The 15,819-nt window shown below is 72.5% G+C and carries 16 protein-coding genes; 10 read left to right on the top strand and 6 right to left on the bottom strand.

Features of this window, described 5'->3' with window-relative positions; translation table 11 throughout:
- Positions 1-92: 92 nt before the first annotated feature.
- From K7G60_RS18160 to K7G60_RS18170, 3 genes are all read left to right on the top strand, one after another.
- Positions 93-437: a hypothetical protein gene (locus K7G60_RS18160; protein ID WP_225801969.1), complete on the top strand. Its 345-nt coding sequence runs from the start codon at positions 93-95 to the stop codon at positions 435-437.
- A gap of 79 nt (positions 438-516) precedes the next feature.
- Positions 517-942 carry a hypothetical protein gene (locus tag K7G60_RS18165; RefSeq protein WP_225801970.1) on the top strand — a complete coding sequence of 142 codons (426 nt, stop codon included), beginning with the start codon at positions 517-519 and terminating at the stop codon, positions 940-942.
- A gap of 99 nt (positions 943-1,041) precedes the next feature.
- Positions 1,042-2,493, top strand: a complete 1,452-nt coding sequence (locus K7G60_RS18170) for an aminopeptidase (RefSeq protein ID WP_225801971.1) — start codon at positions 1,042-1,044, stop codon at positions 2,491-2,493.
- Between the two features lie 407 nt (positions 2,494-2,900).
- Here the strand turns inward: K7G60_RS18170 and K7G60_RS18175 are convergent, their stop codons facing one another.
- Entirely contained in the window at positions 2,901-4,733 is a 1,833-nt protein-coding gene (locus K7G60_RS18175) for a glycoside hydrolase family 3 protein (RefSeq protein WP_225801972.1), read from the bottom strand.
- Positions 4,734-4,847: 114 nt separating this feature from the next.
- Complete coding sequence (locus K7G60_RS18180; RefSeq protein WP_225801985.1) at positions 4,848-5,759, bottom strand: LysR family transcriptional regulator; 912 nt, start codon at positions 5,757-5,759, stop codon at positions 4,848-4,850.
- Positions 5,760-5,860: 101 nt separating this feature from the next.
- Between K7G60_RS18180 and K7G60_RS18185 the strand changes: the two genes are divergently transcribed.
- Positions 5,861-6,856 carry an EamA family transporter gene (locus K7G60_RS18185; RefSeq protein ID WP_225801973.1) on the top strand — a complete coding sequence of 332 codons (996 nt, stop codon included), beginning with the start codon at positions 5,861-5,863 and terminating at the stop codon, positions 6,854-6,856.
- Positions 6,853-7,416, top strand: a complete 564-nt coding sequence (locus K7G60_RS18190; protein ID WP_225801974.1) for an AAA family ATPase — start codon at positions 6,853-6,855, stop codon at positions 7,414-7,416. Before K7G60_RS18185 ends, K7G60_RS18190 begins: the two co-directional genes overlap by 4 nt.
- Position 7,417: 1 nt before the next feature.
- On the opposite strand, the gene K7G60_RS18195 is transcribed toward K7G60_RS18190, so the two are convergent.
- A complete protein-coding gene (locus K7G60_RS18195) occupies positions 7,418-7,717 on the bottom strand; it encodes a Uma2 family endonuclease (protein ID WP_225801975.1) in 300 nt (99 codons plus the stop codon).
- A 17-nt stretch (positions 7,718-7,734) separates the two neighbouring features.
- Positions 7,735-8,781, bottom strand: a complete 1,047-nt coding sequence (locus tag K7G60_RS18200) for a LacI family DNA-binding transcriptional regulator (protein WP_225801976.1) — start codon at positions 8,779-8,781, stop codon at positions 7,735-7,737.
- A gap of 121 nt (positions 8,782-8,902) precedes the next feature.
- Here K7G60_RS18200 and K7G60_RS18205 point away from each other — a divergent pair, with 121 nt between their 5' ends.
- Genes K7G60_RS18205 through K7G60_RS18215 form a run of 3 tightly spaced genes read left to right on the top strand, consistent with a single transcriptional unit; the run spans position 8,903 to position 12,002 of the window.
- On the top strand, positions 8,903-10,054 hold the full coding sequence (locus tag K7G60_RS18205) for a Gfo/Idh/MocA family protein (protein ID WP_225801977.1): 1,152 nt from the start codon (positions 8,903-8,905) through the stop codon (positions 10,052-10,054).
- Positions 10,051-11,202: a dihydrodipicolinate synthase family protein gene (locus K7G60_RS18210; RefSeq protein WP_225801978.1), complete on the top strand. Its 1,152-nt coding sequence runs from the start codon at positions 10,051-10,053 to the stop codon at positions 11,200-11,202. Before K7G60_RS18205 ends, K7G60_RS18210 begins: the two co-directional genes overlap by 4 nt.
- Positions 11,203-11,228: 26 nt before the next feature.
- The gene (locus K7G60_RS18215) at positions 11,229-12,002 is read left to right on the top strand and encodes a sugar phosphate isomerase/epimerase family protein (RefSeq protein WP_263986047.1); all 774 of its coding nucleotides are present in this window, start codon (positions 11,229-11,231) and stop codon (positions 12,000-12,002) included.
- A gap of 6 nt (positions 12,003-12,008) precedes the next feature.
- On the opposite strand, the gene K7G60_RS18220 is transcribed toward K7G60_RS18215, so the two are convergent.
- Positions 12,009-12,197, bottom strand: a complete 189-nt coding sequence (locus tag K7G60_RS18220) for a PIN domain-containing protein (RefSeq protein WP_225801980.1) — start codon at positions 12,195-12,197, stop codon at positions 12,009-12,011.
- A 225-nt stretch (positions 12,198-12,422) separates the two neighbouring features.
- Complete coding sequence (locus K7G60_RS18225; RefSeq protein WP_225801981.1) at positions 12,423-12,659, bottom strand: type II toxin-antitoxin system VapB family antitoxin; 237 nt, start codon at positions 12,657-12,659, stop codon at positions 12,423-12,425.
- Positions 12,660-12,787: 128 nt separating this feature from the next.
- Between K7G60_RS18225 and K7G60_RS18230 the strand changes: the two genes are divergently transcribed.
- A complete protein-coding gene (locus tag K7G60_RS18230) occupies positions 12,788-15,019 on the top strand; it encodes an ATP-dependent RecD-like DNA helicase (RefSeq protein WP_225801982.1) in 2,232 nt (743 codons plus the stop codon).
- 179 nt (positions 15,020-15,198) lie between these two features.
- Positions 15,199-15,819, top strand: a 621-nt coding sequence (locus K7G60_RS18235) for a citrate/2-methylcitrate synthase (RefSeq protein ID WP_308081463.1), incomplete at its 3' end; no start/stop codon positions are given.

Below are 15,819 nucleotides of genomic sequence, written 5' to 3' on the forward strand. Positions count from 1 at the left end.
GGGTCCGGTCCGAGTGGTCTGAGTACGGGGGATCCGCCGGGTGAGTATCCCGGCGGATCCCCCGCCGTCGTCCCGCGGGCTTGGATCGGGGCATGAGCCACCACGCCCCCGCCACCGTCCAGTCCGCCGTCTCCTCCCCCGCGGACGGCCGGCGGCTGCGGAAGCTGTCCCTGATCTGGGCGGCCCTCCTCGTCCCGGCGACCGTGCTCGCCGGCCTCGTCGCCCTCACCGCGGAGAACGCCGGCCGCTGCATCGCCTACGGGGACGGCTGCGGCTCCACCCCCGGCCATCCGTACGTCGCGAGCCTGGTGCTGGCGGCCCTGGCCTTCGCGCTCGCCCAGGGCACGCCCCGTACCGCCGTCGGCCGGGTCGCGTTCCGCGTCCAGTTCGGCGCGGAGGCCGTCTTCCTGACGCTGGTCATGACGACCTTCGGATGACCGACACGTCCGGAGGCAACCATTCCGGGACTCCGTGCGTCGTACGGCCGTACGACGACTCGCCCAGGGAGGGGAACGCATGACCACGGACCGGTCCGAAGGGGACGACCGCCCCGCGCCCGCCCGCGCCCTCGCCCGCGTGCTCGTCCCGCTCCTCGCCGCCCTCACGCTGCTCCTCCTCCCCGGACCCGGCCCCGGCGGCGGGACCGCCGACGCCGTCTCCGTCTGCCACGGCCGGCCCACCCGGACGATCACCTTCGCCACCGGGGAGCTGCGCCTCTACCGGACCCGTCAGTACGTCTGCGCCGTCACCGTCGCCAAACGCCCCGGCCCCCGGCGCGCGATGGCCGTGTCGCTCCAGCCGCGCGGCGCCCGCCCCGTCGTCCGGTCGGGCCGGTTCGACCGGCAGGCCGGCCCCCTGACCGTCCACGCGCTCAACCGCTGCGTCCGGGCGACCGGTTCGGTGGCGGGCCGCGGGACCGCGACGGGCTGGATCCTGTGCTGATGTGCGGATAAGTCCAAGAGTAAGGATCAACTGGGTCTGGCGGTCCGCACGTTGTCCCCGCTAGGTTCGCGACACCGTTGTGAACCAAGGGGAGGGTGAATGCGCAAGTCGCTGAGATGGGCGCTGTCGCTTTCGGTGCTCATAGGCACCGTCGGGTCGACCGGTGTGGCTACCGCCGCGGACACGGAGACCGACAGCGCGGCCGTCGTCGACTCGCAGAGCACGAGCACCGACATCAAGGACCGCATCCTGGCGATCCCCGGGATGAGCCTGATCGAGGAGAAGCCGTACGCCGGCTACCGTTACTTCGTCCTGGACTACGTCCAGCCGATCGACCACCACCGCCCGTGGGCGGGCACGTTCAAGCAGCGGATCTCGGTCCTCCACAAGGACACGAGCCGCCCCACCGTCTTCCGCACCAGCGGCTACGGGCTTTCCACCACGCCGAGCCGGTCCGAGCCGACCCGGATCATCGACGGCAACCAGGTCTCCATGGAGTACCGCTTCTTCACGCCGTCCCGCCCGCAGCCCGCCGACTGGTCGAAGCTCGACATCTGGCAGGCGGCCAGCGACCAGCACCGCATCTACACGGCGCTGAAGTCGATCTACGGCCAGAACTGGCTGTCCACCGGCGCCTCCAAGGGCGGCATGACCGCCACGTACTACGAGCGCTTCTACCCGCGCGACATGGACGGCGTCGTCGCCTACGTGGCCCCCAACGACGTGGTCAACAAGGAGGACTCGGCCTACGACCGGTTCTTCGAGACCGTCGGCACGAAGGACTGCCGCGACCGCCTGAACAACATGCAGCGCGAGGCCCTCGTCCGGCGCGAGCCGCTGGAGAAGAAGTACAAGGCCTGGGCCGAGTCCGAGGGCGCCACCTTCAACACGGTCGGCTCGCTCGACAAGGCGTACGAGGCCGTCGTCCTCGACTTCGTGTGGGGCTTCTGGCAGTACTACGGCGAGAACGTCTGCGACCAGATCCCGGACGCGGCGACCGCCAGCGACGACACCGTCTACGAGACGATCGACGCCTACTCCGGCTGGTCCGCCTACACCGACCAGGGCCTCGAGTACTACACGCCGTACTACTACCAGGCGGCGACCGAGCTCGGCGCGCCCACCATCAAGCAGCCGCACCTGGACGGCCTCAGCCGCTACGGCTACCAGCCGGCCGGCAACTTCGTGCCGCGCGAGATCCCGATGAAGTTCAAGCCGTGGGTCATGCGGGACGTCGACGACTGGGTCCGCAAGAACGCGAACCAGATGCTCTTCGTCTACGGCGGCAACGACCCGTGGGGCTCCGAGCCGTTCCACCTCGGCAAGGGCGCGCGCGACAGCTACGTGTACTACGCGCCCGGCGCCAACCACGGCGCGAACGTCGCCGGACTCGTCGAGTCCGAGCGCGAGAACGCGACCGCGCGGATCCTGGCCTGGGCCGGTGTCTCCGCTCCGGCGGTCCGGGCGGCGCAGCCGCTGGCGGCGTTCGATGCGCGCATCGACGCGGTGGTCGACGAGGACGCGACCCGCGAGCACGGCCTGCGGCCGTAACCCCCTGTGGGCACCGCCCTGCTGGGCGGTGCCCATCTCCCGTGGTGGGCGCGCATCCGGCTGGGCGGTGCCCCCTGCCTGCCCCGCCCGTGTGGGCAGTCGTCCCGCTGGGGCGGGACGGGTGGGCACGCGGGACGGCGCCCATAGCGGCGCCTCCGCGTTCCGCGCCTGGACCCGCACCAGGTGTGAGCTGTGCACGGGGTGCGGGTCCAGGCCCATGAGCCTCGGGCGCCGGCAAGGGCGCCGTTCCGTTGCGCCCACCCTCCCCCGAGCTCTCGGCTCCGCTCGAGCAGGGGGGACCCCCTTACCCCAGCGGAACCACTGCCCACAGCGGGGGTGCGAGGGGTGGGCGCCGCCCCGGCGGAGTGACCGCCCACGACGAGCGGTGGGGCGCCGCCCCGTGCGGCTCAGCGCGGGTACGTCAGACCGTGGCCCACCGGGTACAGCACCCGCCCCGGGTCCTCCGCGCTCTGGACCGGGACCGGGAGCCGCCCCAGCGGCCGGGCGCGGCCTGCCAGGACGCGGGCGGCGGCCCGGAGTTCGACGTCGGTCCAGGAGTAGGCCGCGAGAGAAGCCCGCTGACCACCGAGACGCGCGATGTCGTACGGGTTGCGGATCGCGACCGTCACGACGGGCACCCCGGTGGCGACGAGCCGGGCGACGAGCGTCCGCTGCGGGCTGGCGGCACCGACGTTGTACGTGCCCACCACGACCACGTCCCTGCCGGCCGCCGCCGCCACCGCCTCCTCGATCTTCGCGGCCGTCGGCGTGATCCCGGTGGAGAGCGCGGTCGCGGTGAAGCCGAGTTCCGTGAGGGCGGTCGCGAGCGTCGTGGTCGGCGGGCCGGTCGTGCCGGACGGCGAGGCCGGGTCGGCGCCGACGACGAGGACCGAGCGATGGGTGGCCGGGCTCAGCGGCAGGAAGCCGTCCTCGTTGAGCAGCAGGGTCGTGGTCGCCTCGGCGATCCGGTCGGCGTGGGCGAGGTGCTCCTCGGAGCCGACCACCCGCTCGACGGCGGCCCGGGTCGCGTACGCCTGCCGGAAGAGGCCCAGCTTCGCCTTGAGCCGCAGGATCCGCAGGATCGATTCGTCGAGCCGGGCCTCCGTCAGTTCGCCGTCCCTGACGGCCTTCAGGACCGCGTTCCAGGCCACGTCGAGCCTGGGCGGGTTGAGCAGCTGGTCCACCCCGGCCTTCAGGGCGAGGACCGGGACGCGCTCGTCGCCGTACTTGGTGCGCACGCCCTCCATGCCGAGGGAGTCGGTGACCACCACGCCGTCGTAGCCGAGCTGTTCGCGCAGGATGCCGGTGAGGATGGGCCGGGACAGGGTCGCCGGGTCCTCGCTGGGGTCGAGCGCGGGGACCACGATGTGCGCGGTCATGATCGAGTCGATGCCGGCGTCGATCGCCGACCGGAACGGCGGCGCGTCGAGCGCGGCCCACTGCTCCCGGGTGTGGGTGATCGTCGGCAGGCCGTAGTGGCTGTCGACGGCGGTGTCGCCGTGGCCGGGGAAGTGCTTGGCGGTGGCCGCGACCCCGGCCCGCTGGTACCCCTTCACCTGGGCGGCGACCAGGCCGGCGACGGCCTGCGGGTCGGAGCCGAAGGAGCGGACGCCGATGACGGGGTTGGCCGGGTTGACGTTCACGTCGGCGACGGGGGCGTAGTTCTGCCGGATGCCGAGGGCGGCGAGCTCCTCGCCCGCGATCTGGGCGGCCTTGCGGGCGTCCGCGTGCGAGCCGCCGGCGCCGAGGGCCATCGCGCCGGGCAGCAGGGTGGCGGGCTTGCCGACCCGGCAGACGATGCCGTGCTCCTGGTCGGTGGAGATGAGCACCGGGACCGGGGTGGGCCGGGCGAGCGCCGCCTGCTGGATGCCGTTGGAGAGCGCGGCGATCTGCTGCGGGTCGCGTGTGTTGTGGGCCCAGGCGAAGTAGATGATCCCGCCCACGTGGTAGCGCTCGACGAGCTCGGCCGCGGTGCGGACGCCGATCTCGGCGAGGTTGGCGTCGACGTCGGCCTGGTCGGGGGCGGTGGCGGAGTGGCCGTAGACCCGCATCACGAAGAGCTGGCCGACCTTCTCCTCCAGCGACATCCGGTCGATGATCCGCCGGAGCCGGAGGTCGTCCGTCTCCGCCGTCTCCGCGTGGGCGGCGGGGGCGAGGGTGCCGGTGACGGCCGCCGCGGCGGCTGCGGCGGTCACCGTGAGGAGGGTGCGTCGGGAGGGGGCGGGGGCGCGGTGGTGCAACTGATGCTCCTTCCGGCCGTGCAGATTGAAGGAAACTGCCAAGGTGTCACGGATAGCCCGAAAGTAACTGCCAGGTCAAGGATCCGCGCAGGAATCGGAACCCCCGGCCCTCGATCACCCCGCGGAGGCGATCGAGGGCCAGAGCTCCTGGAGCGTACGGACCGTCTCCCGGATCGCCGGGCGCCGCGCCGCGCCCGTCCGCCAGATGGCGTGCAGCCGGCGCACCGGCGCCGGGTCGAGCCGCACCGGCGCCACCTCCGGCGGCAGCGCGCCCCGCCCCAGGCGCGGGACCAGGGCGATCCCCGGACCGGCCGCCACCAGGGCCACCTGCGTGTGGTTCTCCTCCGCCTGATGGGCGATCAGCGGTTCGTACCCCGTCGCCCGCAGCGTCCGCGTGAGCCAGTCGTGGCAGACCGTCCCCGGCGGCTGCGAGATCCACCGCTCGGCCGCCAGCTCCTCCCGGCGAACCGACTCCCGGGCCGCCAGCGGATGGTCCCGGTGGACGAGGATGTCGCACAGGTCGTCGCCGATGACCAGCTGCTCGACCCCCGGCGGCGTCGGCAGCGGCGCGATGTCCCAGTCGTGCGCCACCGCCAGGTCGATCACGCCCCGCGCCACCAGGTCGACCGAGAGGTGTGGGTCCACCTCCGAGAGGCGGGCGTCGAGCTCGGGGTGGAGCCGGGCCGGCTCGGCGAGCGCCCGGGGCATCAGGCCGCGCGCCGCGCTCGCGAAGCAGGCGATCGTGAGCCGTCCGGCGGGCCGGCCGCGCCGCTCTTCGAGCCGTACCTCCGCCTCCTCGACCAGGGCCGGCAACCGGCTTGCCGTGGAGGCCAGTTGGTGGGCGTCGTCGGTGAGCCGGATGCCGCGGCCGCTGCGTTCGAGCAGGGTCGTGCGGGTCTCCCGCTCCAGCTTCGCGATCTGCTGCGAGACCGCGGACGGGGTGTAGCCGAGGGCGGTGGCGGCGGCGCCGACACTGCCGTGGACGGCGACGGCGTGCAGCGCGCGGAGACGGCCGAGATCCAGCACGGGCAGCTCCTGGACGGAAGGGACGATGTAGGAACGCTTCATCTCGCCATGAAGGAATCCGTGCTGGTGCTACACGGTCGACGGCGGCCGTGCTCGACCGCATGCACCCCGCACGCACCGCTCCGGCCGGTCCCGGCCCGGGCCGACTCGCCCCTGCCCACATCGCCCTCGCCGCTCTGGTCGCCGCCGTCTGGGGGGTCAACTTCGTCGTCATCGAGATCGGCCTCGACCACTTCCCGCCGCTGCTCTTCTCCGCCCTCCGCTTCCTCGTCGCCGCCCTGCCCGCGGTGTTCCTCGTCGGCCGCCCGAAGGTCGCCTGGAAGTGGATCGTGGGCATCGGCCTCGTGCTCGGCGTGGCCAAGTTCGGGCTCCTCTTCACCGGCATGCACCTCGGGGCCCCGGCCGGACTCTCCTCCCTCGTCCTCCAGATCCAGGCCGTCTTCACCGCGCTCTTCGCCTTCGCCGCCCTCGGCGAACGCCCCGGACGCCGCAAGCTCGCCGGCATGGCCATCGCCCTCGCCGGCATCTGCGTCGCCGCCGTCGACGAGGGCGCGGCGGGCCCCGTGTCCGGCTTCGCCCTGGTGATCGCCGCGGCGGCCTGCTGGGGCGTCTCCAACGTCCTGACCCGCAAGGCCGCCCCGCCCGACGTGCTGAACTTCAAGGTCTGGGTCAGCACCGTGCCCGTCCTGCCGCTCCTCGCCCTCTCCCTCCTCCTGGAGGGCCCCGAGAGGGACCTCGCGGCCCTGCGCGGGCTCGACTGGACCGGTGCCGGCGTCATCGTCTACGCCGCCTGGATCACCACGGTCTTCGGCTTCGGCGCCTGGGGGTGGCTCCTCCGCCGCCACCCCGCCTCCTCCGTCGCCCCCTTCTCCCTCCTCGTCCCCGTCTTCGGCATGTCCTCGGCCGCCCTGTTCCTGGGGGAGGGCGTGAGCCCCCTCCGCTGGTGCGCGGCGGCGCTGCTCGTGGGGGGCGTGGCGCTGACGTCCTTCGCGCCGGGACGGGACGCGGGACGGGGTACGGGACGGAAAAGAGTGGCGTCCGCCGAGCCGGGGGCCGTATCTTTCCCCCGTCCCGCCACTGAGGAAAGGCCCGCATGACCTTCGAGAACGTCACCGTCGACAGCGCCGAACCGGCTTCCGGAATCGTCCTGTTGGCGGGGATTCCGGGCAGCGGGAAGAGCACCGTCGCGGCGGCCCTCGCGGCCCGTTTCGCCCGGGCCGCGCACATCGAGGTCGACCACCTCCAGGAGCTGATCGTCCAGGGTGGCCACTGGCCGAACCCGGACGGCGACCCGGAGGCGGACCGCCAGATCCTGCTGCGCGCCCGCAACGGCTGCCTCCTCGCGGACAGCTTCGCCGCGGCGGGCTTCCTGCCGGTCCTCGACGACGTGGTCGTACGCCGCTCCCACCTGGACTTCTACCGCGCCCACGCGAAGGCGGCCCCGTTCCACACGGTGATCCTGGCCCCCGGCCCGGACAAGGCCTGGGAGCGCAACAACGCCCGTCACAAGAAGCTGACCACGAACTGGGCGTTCCTCGACGAGGCCATGCGCGCCGAACTCTCCGGCGAGGGCGTCTGGATCGACAACGCGGACCAGACGGTCGAGGAGACCGTCGCCGCGGTCCTCGCGGCGACGGGCCTGACGCCGGACGAGTAGCTCAGCTCTCGGAGCGCGGGAACCCGTCGGTCTTCACGACGATCTCGCGCCCTTCGAGGGGCAGCACGAGGTCCTCGCCGAAGGGGATCGTCGCCTGCTCGGTGCAGGCGCCGGTGCGGGCGGGCCTGCTGTGGACGGTGCAGACGTTCTCGGCCGGGTCGATGATCACGTAGAGCGGGATCGCGCACTCCGCGTACATGCGGCGCTTCTTCTCGAAGTCGTCGTCCCGGGTGCCGACGCCTCCCGGGCGCTGGGCGTATCCATGACGGGCGGCGTCATCGGGGCCTCCGTACGCAGACACCTCACCGCAGCGCCTCGCTACCCCCGCGGCCCCGCCGTCGACCCCCTGGTCACCAGCTCCCCCGGGACCGTCTCCACGCCGCCCGCCGGGGGCTCCTCCGCGGACATGGCCAGGCGGCCCGCGCGGACGCCCGCCTCGTGGAGCGGGAGGCGGACGGTCGTGAGGGCGGGGACCGCGTCCACCGAGAACGGCAGGTCGTCGAAGCCCGCGACCGACACGTCCCCGGGGATGGAGAGCCCCCGCTCCCGCAGGGCCGCGCAGACGCCCAGGGCCACCGTGTCGTTGGCCGCGACGACGGCCGTGAGGTGCGGGTCGCGGGCGAGGAGCTCGGCCGTCGCCTCGTGCCCGGAGCGGCGGTCGTACGACCCGTGGACCGTGGGCCCCTCGGGGACCCCCGCCGCCGCGAGCGCCTCCCGGTGGCCCTCCAGGCGGTGCCGGGTGGTGGTGCGGTCGGCCGGGCCCGCCACGTAGCCGATCCGCCGGTGGCCGAGGCCGAGGAGGTGCTCGGTGAGGCGGCGCGCGCCGGCGCGGTTGTCGAAGACGAGGGCCGCCGCGCTCGCGTCGCCGGTCACCGGCGGCCGCCCGCACAACACGATCCGGGTCCCCGCCTCCGCCAGCTTCGTCAGCTTGCCGGCCGTCGCCGCGAGGTGCTCGGGGTCCTCCAGCGAGCCGCCCATGAGGATCACGGCCGCGGCCCGCTGCCGCTGGAGCAGGGTGAGGTAGGTCAGCTCGCGCTCGGGGGAGCCGCCGGTGTTGCAGACGACGGCGAGCTTCTCGCCCCCGCCGCGTCCCGTGGCGCTCTCCCCGATCGCGCTCTGCGCCGCGCTCGCCATGATCCCGAAGAACGGGTCGGCGATGTCGTTGACGAGCACGCCGACCAGGTCGGAGGTGGCGGCGGCGAGGGCGCTCGCGGGGCCGTTGAGGACGTAGTCGAGCTCGTCCACGGCCTTCAGCACCCGCTCCCGGGTCGACGCGGCGACCGGGTAGTTGCCGTTCAGGACGCGGGAGACGGTGGCGGGGGAGACCCGTGCGCGGGCGGCCACGTCCGCCAGGGTGACGGTCATCGCGTGCGTACCTCCAGGGCCCTTGTCGGCGGTGATGTCGGCAGGCTAGCGTCATCCTCGATGGAAAGCGCTTTCTATCCGGATGGAGCGACGGCGCCGAGCACCTCGGAGAGGAACCCTCGTGACACGCAGGACAGTCCGCATCGCCATGAACGGCGTCACCGGGCGCATGGGACACCGCCAGCACCTCGTCCGCTCGATCCTCGCCCTGCGCGAACAGGGCGGCCTCGACCTCGGCAACGGCGAGACCCTCTGGCCCGAGCCCGTCCTCGTCGGCCGCCGCGAGCACGCCCTGCGCGCCCTCGCCGAGCGCCACGGCCTCACCGAGTGGTCCACCGACCTCGACGCCGTCCTCGCCGACGACGGCGTCGACGTCTACTTCGACGCCCAGGTCACCTCCGCCCGGGTCGACGCCCTCACCAAGGCCATCGCCGCCGGCAAGCACGTCTACACCGAGAAGCCCACCGCCGCCGACCTCGCCGGCGCCCTCGAACTCGCCCGCCTCGCCACCGAGAAGGGCGTCAAGCACGGCGTCGTCCAGGACAAGCTCTTCCTCCCCGGACTGCTCAAGCTCAAGCGCCTCGTCGACGGCGGCTTCTTCGGCGAGATCCTGTCCGTGCGCGGCGAGTTCGGCTACTGGGTCTTCGAGGGCGACTGGCAGGACGCCCAGCGCCCCAGCTGGAACTACCGCGCGGAGGACGGCGGCGGCATCGTCGTCGACATGTTCCCGCACTGGGAGTACGTGCTCCACGAGCTCTTCGGCCGGGTCACCTCCGTCACCGCCCAGGTCGCCACCCACGTCCCGCGCCGCTGGGACGAGCACGGCAAGCCCTACGAGGCCACCGCCGACGACGCCGCGTACGGCATCTTCCAGCTGGAGGGCGGCGCCATCGCCCAGATCAACTCCTCCTGGACGGTCCGCGTCAACCGCGACGAGCTCGTCGAGTTCCAGGTCGACGGCACCCACGGCTCCGCCGTCGCGGGCCTGCGCAACTGCCGCGTCCAGCACCGGAGCCTGACCCCCAAGCCGGTCTGGAACCCCGACATCCCCGCGGCCCACTCCTTCCGCGACCAGTGGCAGGAGGTCCCCGACAACGCCGAGTTCGACAACGGCTTCAAGGCCCAGTGGGAGCTGTTCCTCCGGCACGTCGCGCTCGACGAGCCGTACCGCTGGGACCTCCTCGCCGGCGCCCGCGGCGTCCAGCTCGCCGAACTGGGCCTGAGGTCCGCCGCCGAGGGCCGCCGCCTGGAGGTCCCGGAGGTGACCCTGTGACGCTCCGCCTGCCCCTCCCGGACGGCTCCACGCGCGCGTACGAGCCCCGCACCGAGCCGCTCGCGCTCTCCGCGGCCGGCCCCCCGACCTCCCGTACGGTCTTCTCCGCCGCGCACGTCGTCGCCGACCCGTACGCCGACACCACCCCCGACTCCCCGGCCGCCGTCGACTGGGACGCCACCCTCGCCTTCCGCCGCCACCTCTGGTCCCACGGCCTGGGGGTCGCCGAGGCCATGGACACCGCCCAGCGCGGGATGGGCCTCGACTGGGCGGGCGCGGCCGAGCTGATCCGCCGGTCCGCCGCCGAGGCCAGGGCGGTCGGCGGCCGGATCGCCTGCGGCGTCGGCACCGACCAGATCACGGGCGGCACCCTCCCGGAGATCCGCGCGGCGTACGAGGAACAGCTCGCGGTCGTCGAGGAGTCGGGCGCGCAGGCCGTCCTCATGGCCTCCCGCGCCCTCGCCGCCGAAGCCTCAGGCCCCGAGCACTACCTCGACCTCTACGGGCACCTCCTGCGGCAGGCGGCCGAGCCCGTGATCCTGCACTGGCTGGGCCCGATGTTCGACCCGGCGCTCGACGGCTACTGGGGCTCGTCCGACCTCGACGCCGCCACCGAGACCTTCCTCGACGTGATCAGGGCCCACCCCGACAAGGTCGACGGCATCAAGGTCTCCCTCCTCGACGCCCGGCGCGAGGTCGAGCTGCGCCGCCGCCTCCCGGAGGGCGTCCGCTGCTACACGGGCGACGACTTCCACTACCCGGAGCTGATCGCGGGCGACGAGCAGGGCTTCAGCCACGCCCTGCTCGGCGTCTTCGACCCGCTGGGCCCGCTGGCGGCCGAGGCGGTCCGGATCCTCGACACCGGTGACGTGACGGGCTTCCGCAAGACCCTCGACCCCACGGTCGCCCTCTCCCGGCACCTCTTCCGGGCCCCCACCCGCTTCTACAAGACGGGCGTGGTGTTCCTCGCCTGGCTGGCGGGCCACCAGGACCACTTCGCGATGGTCGGCGGCCTGCAGTCCGCCCGCTCGCTCCCGCACCTGGCCCGCGCCTACGAACTCGCCGACGGCCTGGGCCTGTTCCCGGACCCGGCCCGCGCGGAGTCCCGGATGCGCTCGCTCCTCACCGTGTACGGAGTGCCCCGGTGAACCTCGACCGCCTCGGCGTCAACCAGATGACGGTGAAGCAGCTGGCCCTCCCCGAGCTCGTGCGGGAGTGCGTCCGGCTCGGCGTCCCCGGCGTCGGCCTGTGGCGCGAGCCGGTCCGGGAGTACGGAGTGGAGGCCGCGGCCGCCCTCGTGCGGGACGCGGGGCTCGCCGTCACCACCCTCTGCCGGGGCGGCTTCTTCACCTCGGACGGCTGGGAGGCGGAGAACCGCGCGGCGATCGACGAGGCCGTCACCCTCGGCACCGACACCCTGGTCCTGGTCTCCGGCGGCCTCACCCCGGCCTGCCCCGACCTGCCCTCCGCCCGGGCCCGCATCGCCGAGGCGATCGGCGCGCTGGCCCCCTACGCGGGCGAACGCGGAATCCGTCTGGCGATCGAACCGCTCCACCCCATGTACGCCTCCGACCGCTGCGCGGTCTCGACGCTGGACCAGGCGCTGGAGATCGCGGAGCGCTTCCCCGCCTCCCAGGTCGGCGTCACGGTCGACACGTACCACCTCTGGTGGGACGACCGGGCCCCGGCGGCGGTGGAACGCGCGGGTGCGGCGGGTCGCATCCACTCCTTCCAGCTCGCCGACTGGACCACCCCGCTCCCGGCCGGCGTCCTCAATGGCCGGGGGCAGCTGGGCGACGGGGTGATCGACCTCCGCGCCTGGGCCGACCTGGTCGAGAAGGCGGGGTACACGGGCCCGGTCGAGGTGGAGCTCTTCAACGACGAGCTGTGGTCGAGGGACGGCGTGGAGGTCCTGGAGGAGACCCTGGAGGCGTTCCTGGACGTGTGAGGACGGTCATCTGCCCGGATGCCGCACGTCCTGTTGCGCGACCTCCTTGAGGACGCGGGCGACCGTGGCGAAGTCGTCGTCCCTGTGCAGGAGGGTCGATCCGTGGTGCACCGCCGTGGCGCAGAGGAGGAGATCGACGACGCCTGCCGCGCGGTGCTGCCCCTTCCGTGTCAGTTTGTCCCGGTCGGTCTCCACCCGGCGCCACGCGTCCTCGGGGGACGCGCACCGGCGCGAACAGGGCGGTGAGGTCCTCGTCGATCTCTTCGCGGTCGTCCGGTCCGACGGCGCTGAAAAGGATCTCCGCCCGGGTGGCCTCGCACATGCCGATGGCTCCGGTCTCGATCTCGGCCTCCCAGCGGCGCTGTGCCGCGGGGTCGGTGCCGAAGTGGACGTACGCGCTGGTGTCGATGAGATAGGCGATCACTCGGTGTCCCCGCCGTGCTGGGCGGCCTTGCGGGCTTCCCAGTCCCGGCGCGTGCGCTCCAGTTCCCCCCGCGCCCCGCGCTCCGCGAGACGCTGGAAGGCCGCCCGGCGGCGGTGACGCCTTATGACCTCTTCCAACGCTGTGTTGATCGTGTCCTTCTTCGTGGTCGTGCCGAGCGGTTTCGCGGCCTCGGCGAGCACGTCATCGTCCACGTCCACGTTGGTCACGCCCATGACCTGCCTCCATTGCGTCATGCGGGAAGAAGGCCCACCCTTCCCACATGGTGGCTCGGACCGGCCCCCGCGACGGAGTCGTCCGCGGTCCCGCACCCGTTGTCGGCGGGGTTCGCTACGGTCGAGGCATGTCCAACGAGGGTCAGCCGTACCGCCCCGCCGTCGTCGAGGGGGTGCTGGAGAGAATCACGTACGCCAACGAGGAGAGCGGGTACACCGTCGCCCGGGTCGACACCGGGCGGGGGGCCGGGGACCTCCTCACGGTGGTCGGTGCGCTGCTCGGCGCGCAGCCGGGGGAGTCGCTGCGGATGGAGGGCCGCTGGGGGTCGCATCCGCAGTACGGCAAGCAGTTCACCGTCGAGAACTACACGACCGTGCTGCCCGCCACCATCCAGGGCATCCGGCGTTATCTCGGGTCCGGGCTCATCAAGGGCATCGGCCCCGTCTTCGCCGACCGCATCACGCAGCACTTCGGGCTCGACACCCTCGACATCCTCGAAGAGGCGCCCGCGCGCCTGATCGAGGTCCCGGGGCTCGGTCCCAAGCGGACCAAGAACATCACCGCGGCCTGGGAGGAGCAGAAGGCGATCAAGGAGGTGATGGTCTTCCTCCAGGGCGTCGGCGTGTCGACCTCCATCGCCGTGCGGATCTACAAGAAGTACGGGGACGCGTCGATCTCGGTCGTGAAGAACCAGCCCTATCGCCTGGCCGCCGACGTGTGGGGCATCGGCTTCCTCACCGCCGACAAGATCGCCCAGGCCGTCGGCATCCCGCACGACAGCCCCGACCGGGTGAAGGCCGGCCTGCAGTACGCGCTGTCGCAGTCCAGCGACCAGGGGCACTGCTTCCTGCCCGAGGAGCGGCTGATCGCCGACGCGGTGAAGCTGTTGCAGGTCGACACCGGGCTCGTCATCGAGTGTCTCGGCGAGCTCGCGGAGGACCCCGAGGGGGTCGTGCGGGAGGTCGTGCCCGGGCCCGAGGGGGCGCCCGTCACCGCCGTGTACCTGATCCCCTTCCACCGGGCCGAGCTGTCGCTCGCCGGGCAGCTCCGGCGGCTCCTGCGGACCGAGGAGGACCGGATGCCGGCCTTCCGGGACGTGCCCTGGGACAAGGCGCTGGCCTGGCTCGCCGACCGGACCGGGGCGACGCTCGCGCCCGAGCAGGAGGCGGCGGTGCGGCTCGCCCTGACCCGCAAGGTCGCGGTCCTGACCGGCGGCCCGGGCTGCGGGAAGTCCTTCACGGTCCGTTCGATCGTCGAGCTGGCCCGCGCCAAGAAGGCCAAGGTCGTGCTCGCCGCCCCCACCGGACGGGCCGCCAAGCGGCTCGCCGAGCTGACCGGCGCCGAGGCCTCCACCGTGCACCGGCTCCTGGAGCTGAAGCCGGGCGGGGACGCGGCCTACGACCGGGACCGGCCGCTCGACGCCGATCTGATCGTCGTCGACGAGGCCTCCATGCTCGACCTGCTCCTCGCGAACAAGCTGGTCAAGGCCGTGGCGCCGGGTGCCCACCTGCTGCTCGTGGGGGACGTCGACCAGCTGCCGTCGGTCGGCGCGGGCGAGGTCCTCGGCGATCTGCTCTCCCCCGGCAGCCCCGTACCGGCGGTGCGGCTGACCCGGATCTTCCGGCAGGCCCAGCAGTCCGGGGTGGTCGTCAACGCGCACCGGATCAACGCCGGCACCCCGCCGCAGACCCAGGGCCTGCCGGACTTCTTCCTCTTCGCCGAGGAGGAGACGGAGGACGCCGCCCGGGTCGCCGTGGACGTCGCGGCCCGGCGCATTCCGGCCAAGTTCGGCCTCGACCCGCGCCGGGACGTCCAGGTCCTCGCTCCCATGCACCGGGGCCCGGCGGGCGCGGGCTCGCTGAACGGCCTGCTCCAGCAGGCGATCACCCCGGCCCGCCCGGACCTCCCGGAGAAGCGGTTCGGCGGCCGGGTCTTCCGGGTCGGGGACAAGGTGACCCAGATCAGGAACAACTACGAGAAGGGGGCCAACGGGGTCTTCAACGGTACGGTCGGCGTCGTCACCGCCCTCGACCTCGTCGAGCAGCGGCTGACCGTGCGGACGGACGAGGACGAGGAGGTGCCCTACGACTTCGACGAGCTGGACGAGCTCGCCCACGCGTACGCGGTCACCATCCACCGCTCGCAGGGAAGCGAGTATCCGGCGGTGGTGATTCCGGTCACCATGAGCGCCTGGATGATGCTCCAGCGGAACCTGCTCTACACGGCCGTGACCCGGGCCCGGAAGCTGGTCGTCCTGGTCGGTTCCCGCCGGGCGATCGCCCAGGCGGTCCGCACGGTCTCGGCGGGCAGGCGCTTTACCGCACTCGCCCATCGGCTCACAGGGGACGCCCTCGTGTGAAAGATCACGGAGGACTACCGGAACCGGGGCGAAGGGGGCAGGATATGAAGGTTGGCGGCACTGAGTGCCGCCGAATGGCCCAATGAGCGACCCCGAGTGCACTCTCCTGAGCCAAATGGGGGATGGTAGAGACAGTCAGGGCACCTCGAAGAAGAGGCACTACGTCGGTGAGGGATGACGTGAGCGACAACTCTGTAGTACTGCGGTACGCGGACGGTGAATACACCTACCCGGTGGTCGAGAGCACCGTCGGCGACAAGGGCTTCGACATCGGCAAACTCCGAGCCCAGACCGGACTGGTCACCCTGGACAGCGGATACGGCAACACCGCCGCCTATAAATCCGCCATCACCTACCTCGACGGTGAGCAGGGCATTCTGCGGTACCGCGGCTACCCCATCGAGCAGCTGGCGGAGCGCTCCACCTTCCTTGAGGTGGCGTACCTGCTGATCAACGGTGAGCTGCCCAAGGTCGACGAGCTCGCGACCTTCAAGAACGAGATCACGCAGCACACGCTGGTCCACGAGGACGTCAAGAACTTCTTCCGCGGCTTCCCGCGGGACGCCCACCCGATGGCCATGCTGTCCTCGGTGGTCTCCGCGCTGTCCACCTTCTACCAGGACAGCCACAACCCGTTCGACGAGCAGCAGCGTCACCTCTCCACGATCCGGCTGCTCGCCAAGCTGCCGACGATCGCGGCGTACGCGTACAAGAAGTCGATCGGCCACCCCTTCGTCTACCCGCGCAACGACCTCGGCTACGTCGAGAACTTCCTGCGCATGACCTTCTCGGTCCCCGCC

It is taken from the genome of Streptomyces sp. NK15101, from assembly GCF_020400725.1.
GTDB lineage: Bacteria > Actinomycetota > Actinomycetes > Streptomycetales > Streptomycetaceae > Streptomyces.

Excerpts from the sequence above, each read along its gene's own strand:
- K7G60_RS18190 (WP_225801974.1), top strand. The coding sequence starts at position 6,853 with ATGACCTTCGAGAACGTCACCGTCGACAGCGCCGAACCGGCTTCCGGA.
- K7G60_RS18185 (WP_225801973.1), top strand. The coding sequence starts at position 5,861 with ATGCACCCCGCACGCACCGCTCCGGCCGGTCCCGGCCCGGGCCGACTC.
- K7G60_RS18200 (WP_225801976.1), bottom strand. The coding sequence starts at position 8,781 with ATGACCGTCACCCTGGCGGACGTGGCCGCCCGCGCACGGGTCTCCCCC.
- K7G60_RS18170 (WP_225801971.1), top strand. The coding sequence starts at position 1,042 with ATGCGCAAGTCGCTGAGATGGGCGCTGTCGCTTTCGGTGCTCATAGGC.
- K7G60_RS18225 (WP_225801981.1), bottom strand. The coding sequence starts at position 12,659 with ATGGGCGTGACCAACGTGGACGTGGACGATGACGTGCTCGCCGAGGCC.
- K7G60_RS18230 (WP_225801982.1), top strand. The coding sequence starts at position 12,788 with ATGTCCAACGAGGGTCAGCCGTACCGCCCCGCCGTCGTCGAGGGGGTG.
- K7G60_RS18160 (WP_225801969.1), top strand. The coding sequence starts at position 93 with ATGAGCCACCACGCCCCCGCCACCGTCCAGTCCGCCGTCTCCTCCCCC.
- K7G60_RS18215 (WP_263986047.1), top strand. The coding sequence starts at position 11,229 with ATGACGGTGAAGCAGCTGGCCCTCCCCGAGCTCGTGCGGGAGTGCGTC.
- K7G60_RS18165 (WP_225801970.1), top strand. The coding sequence starts at position 517 with ATGACCACGGACCGGTCCGAAGGGGACGACCGCCCCGCGCCCGCCCGC.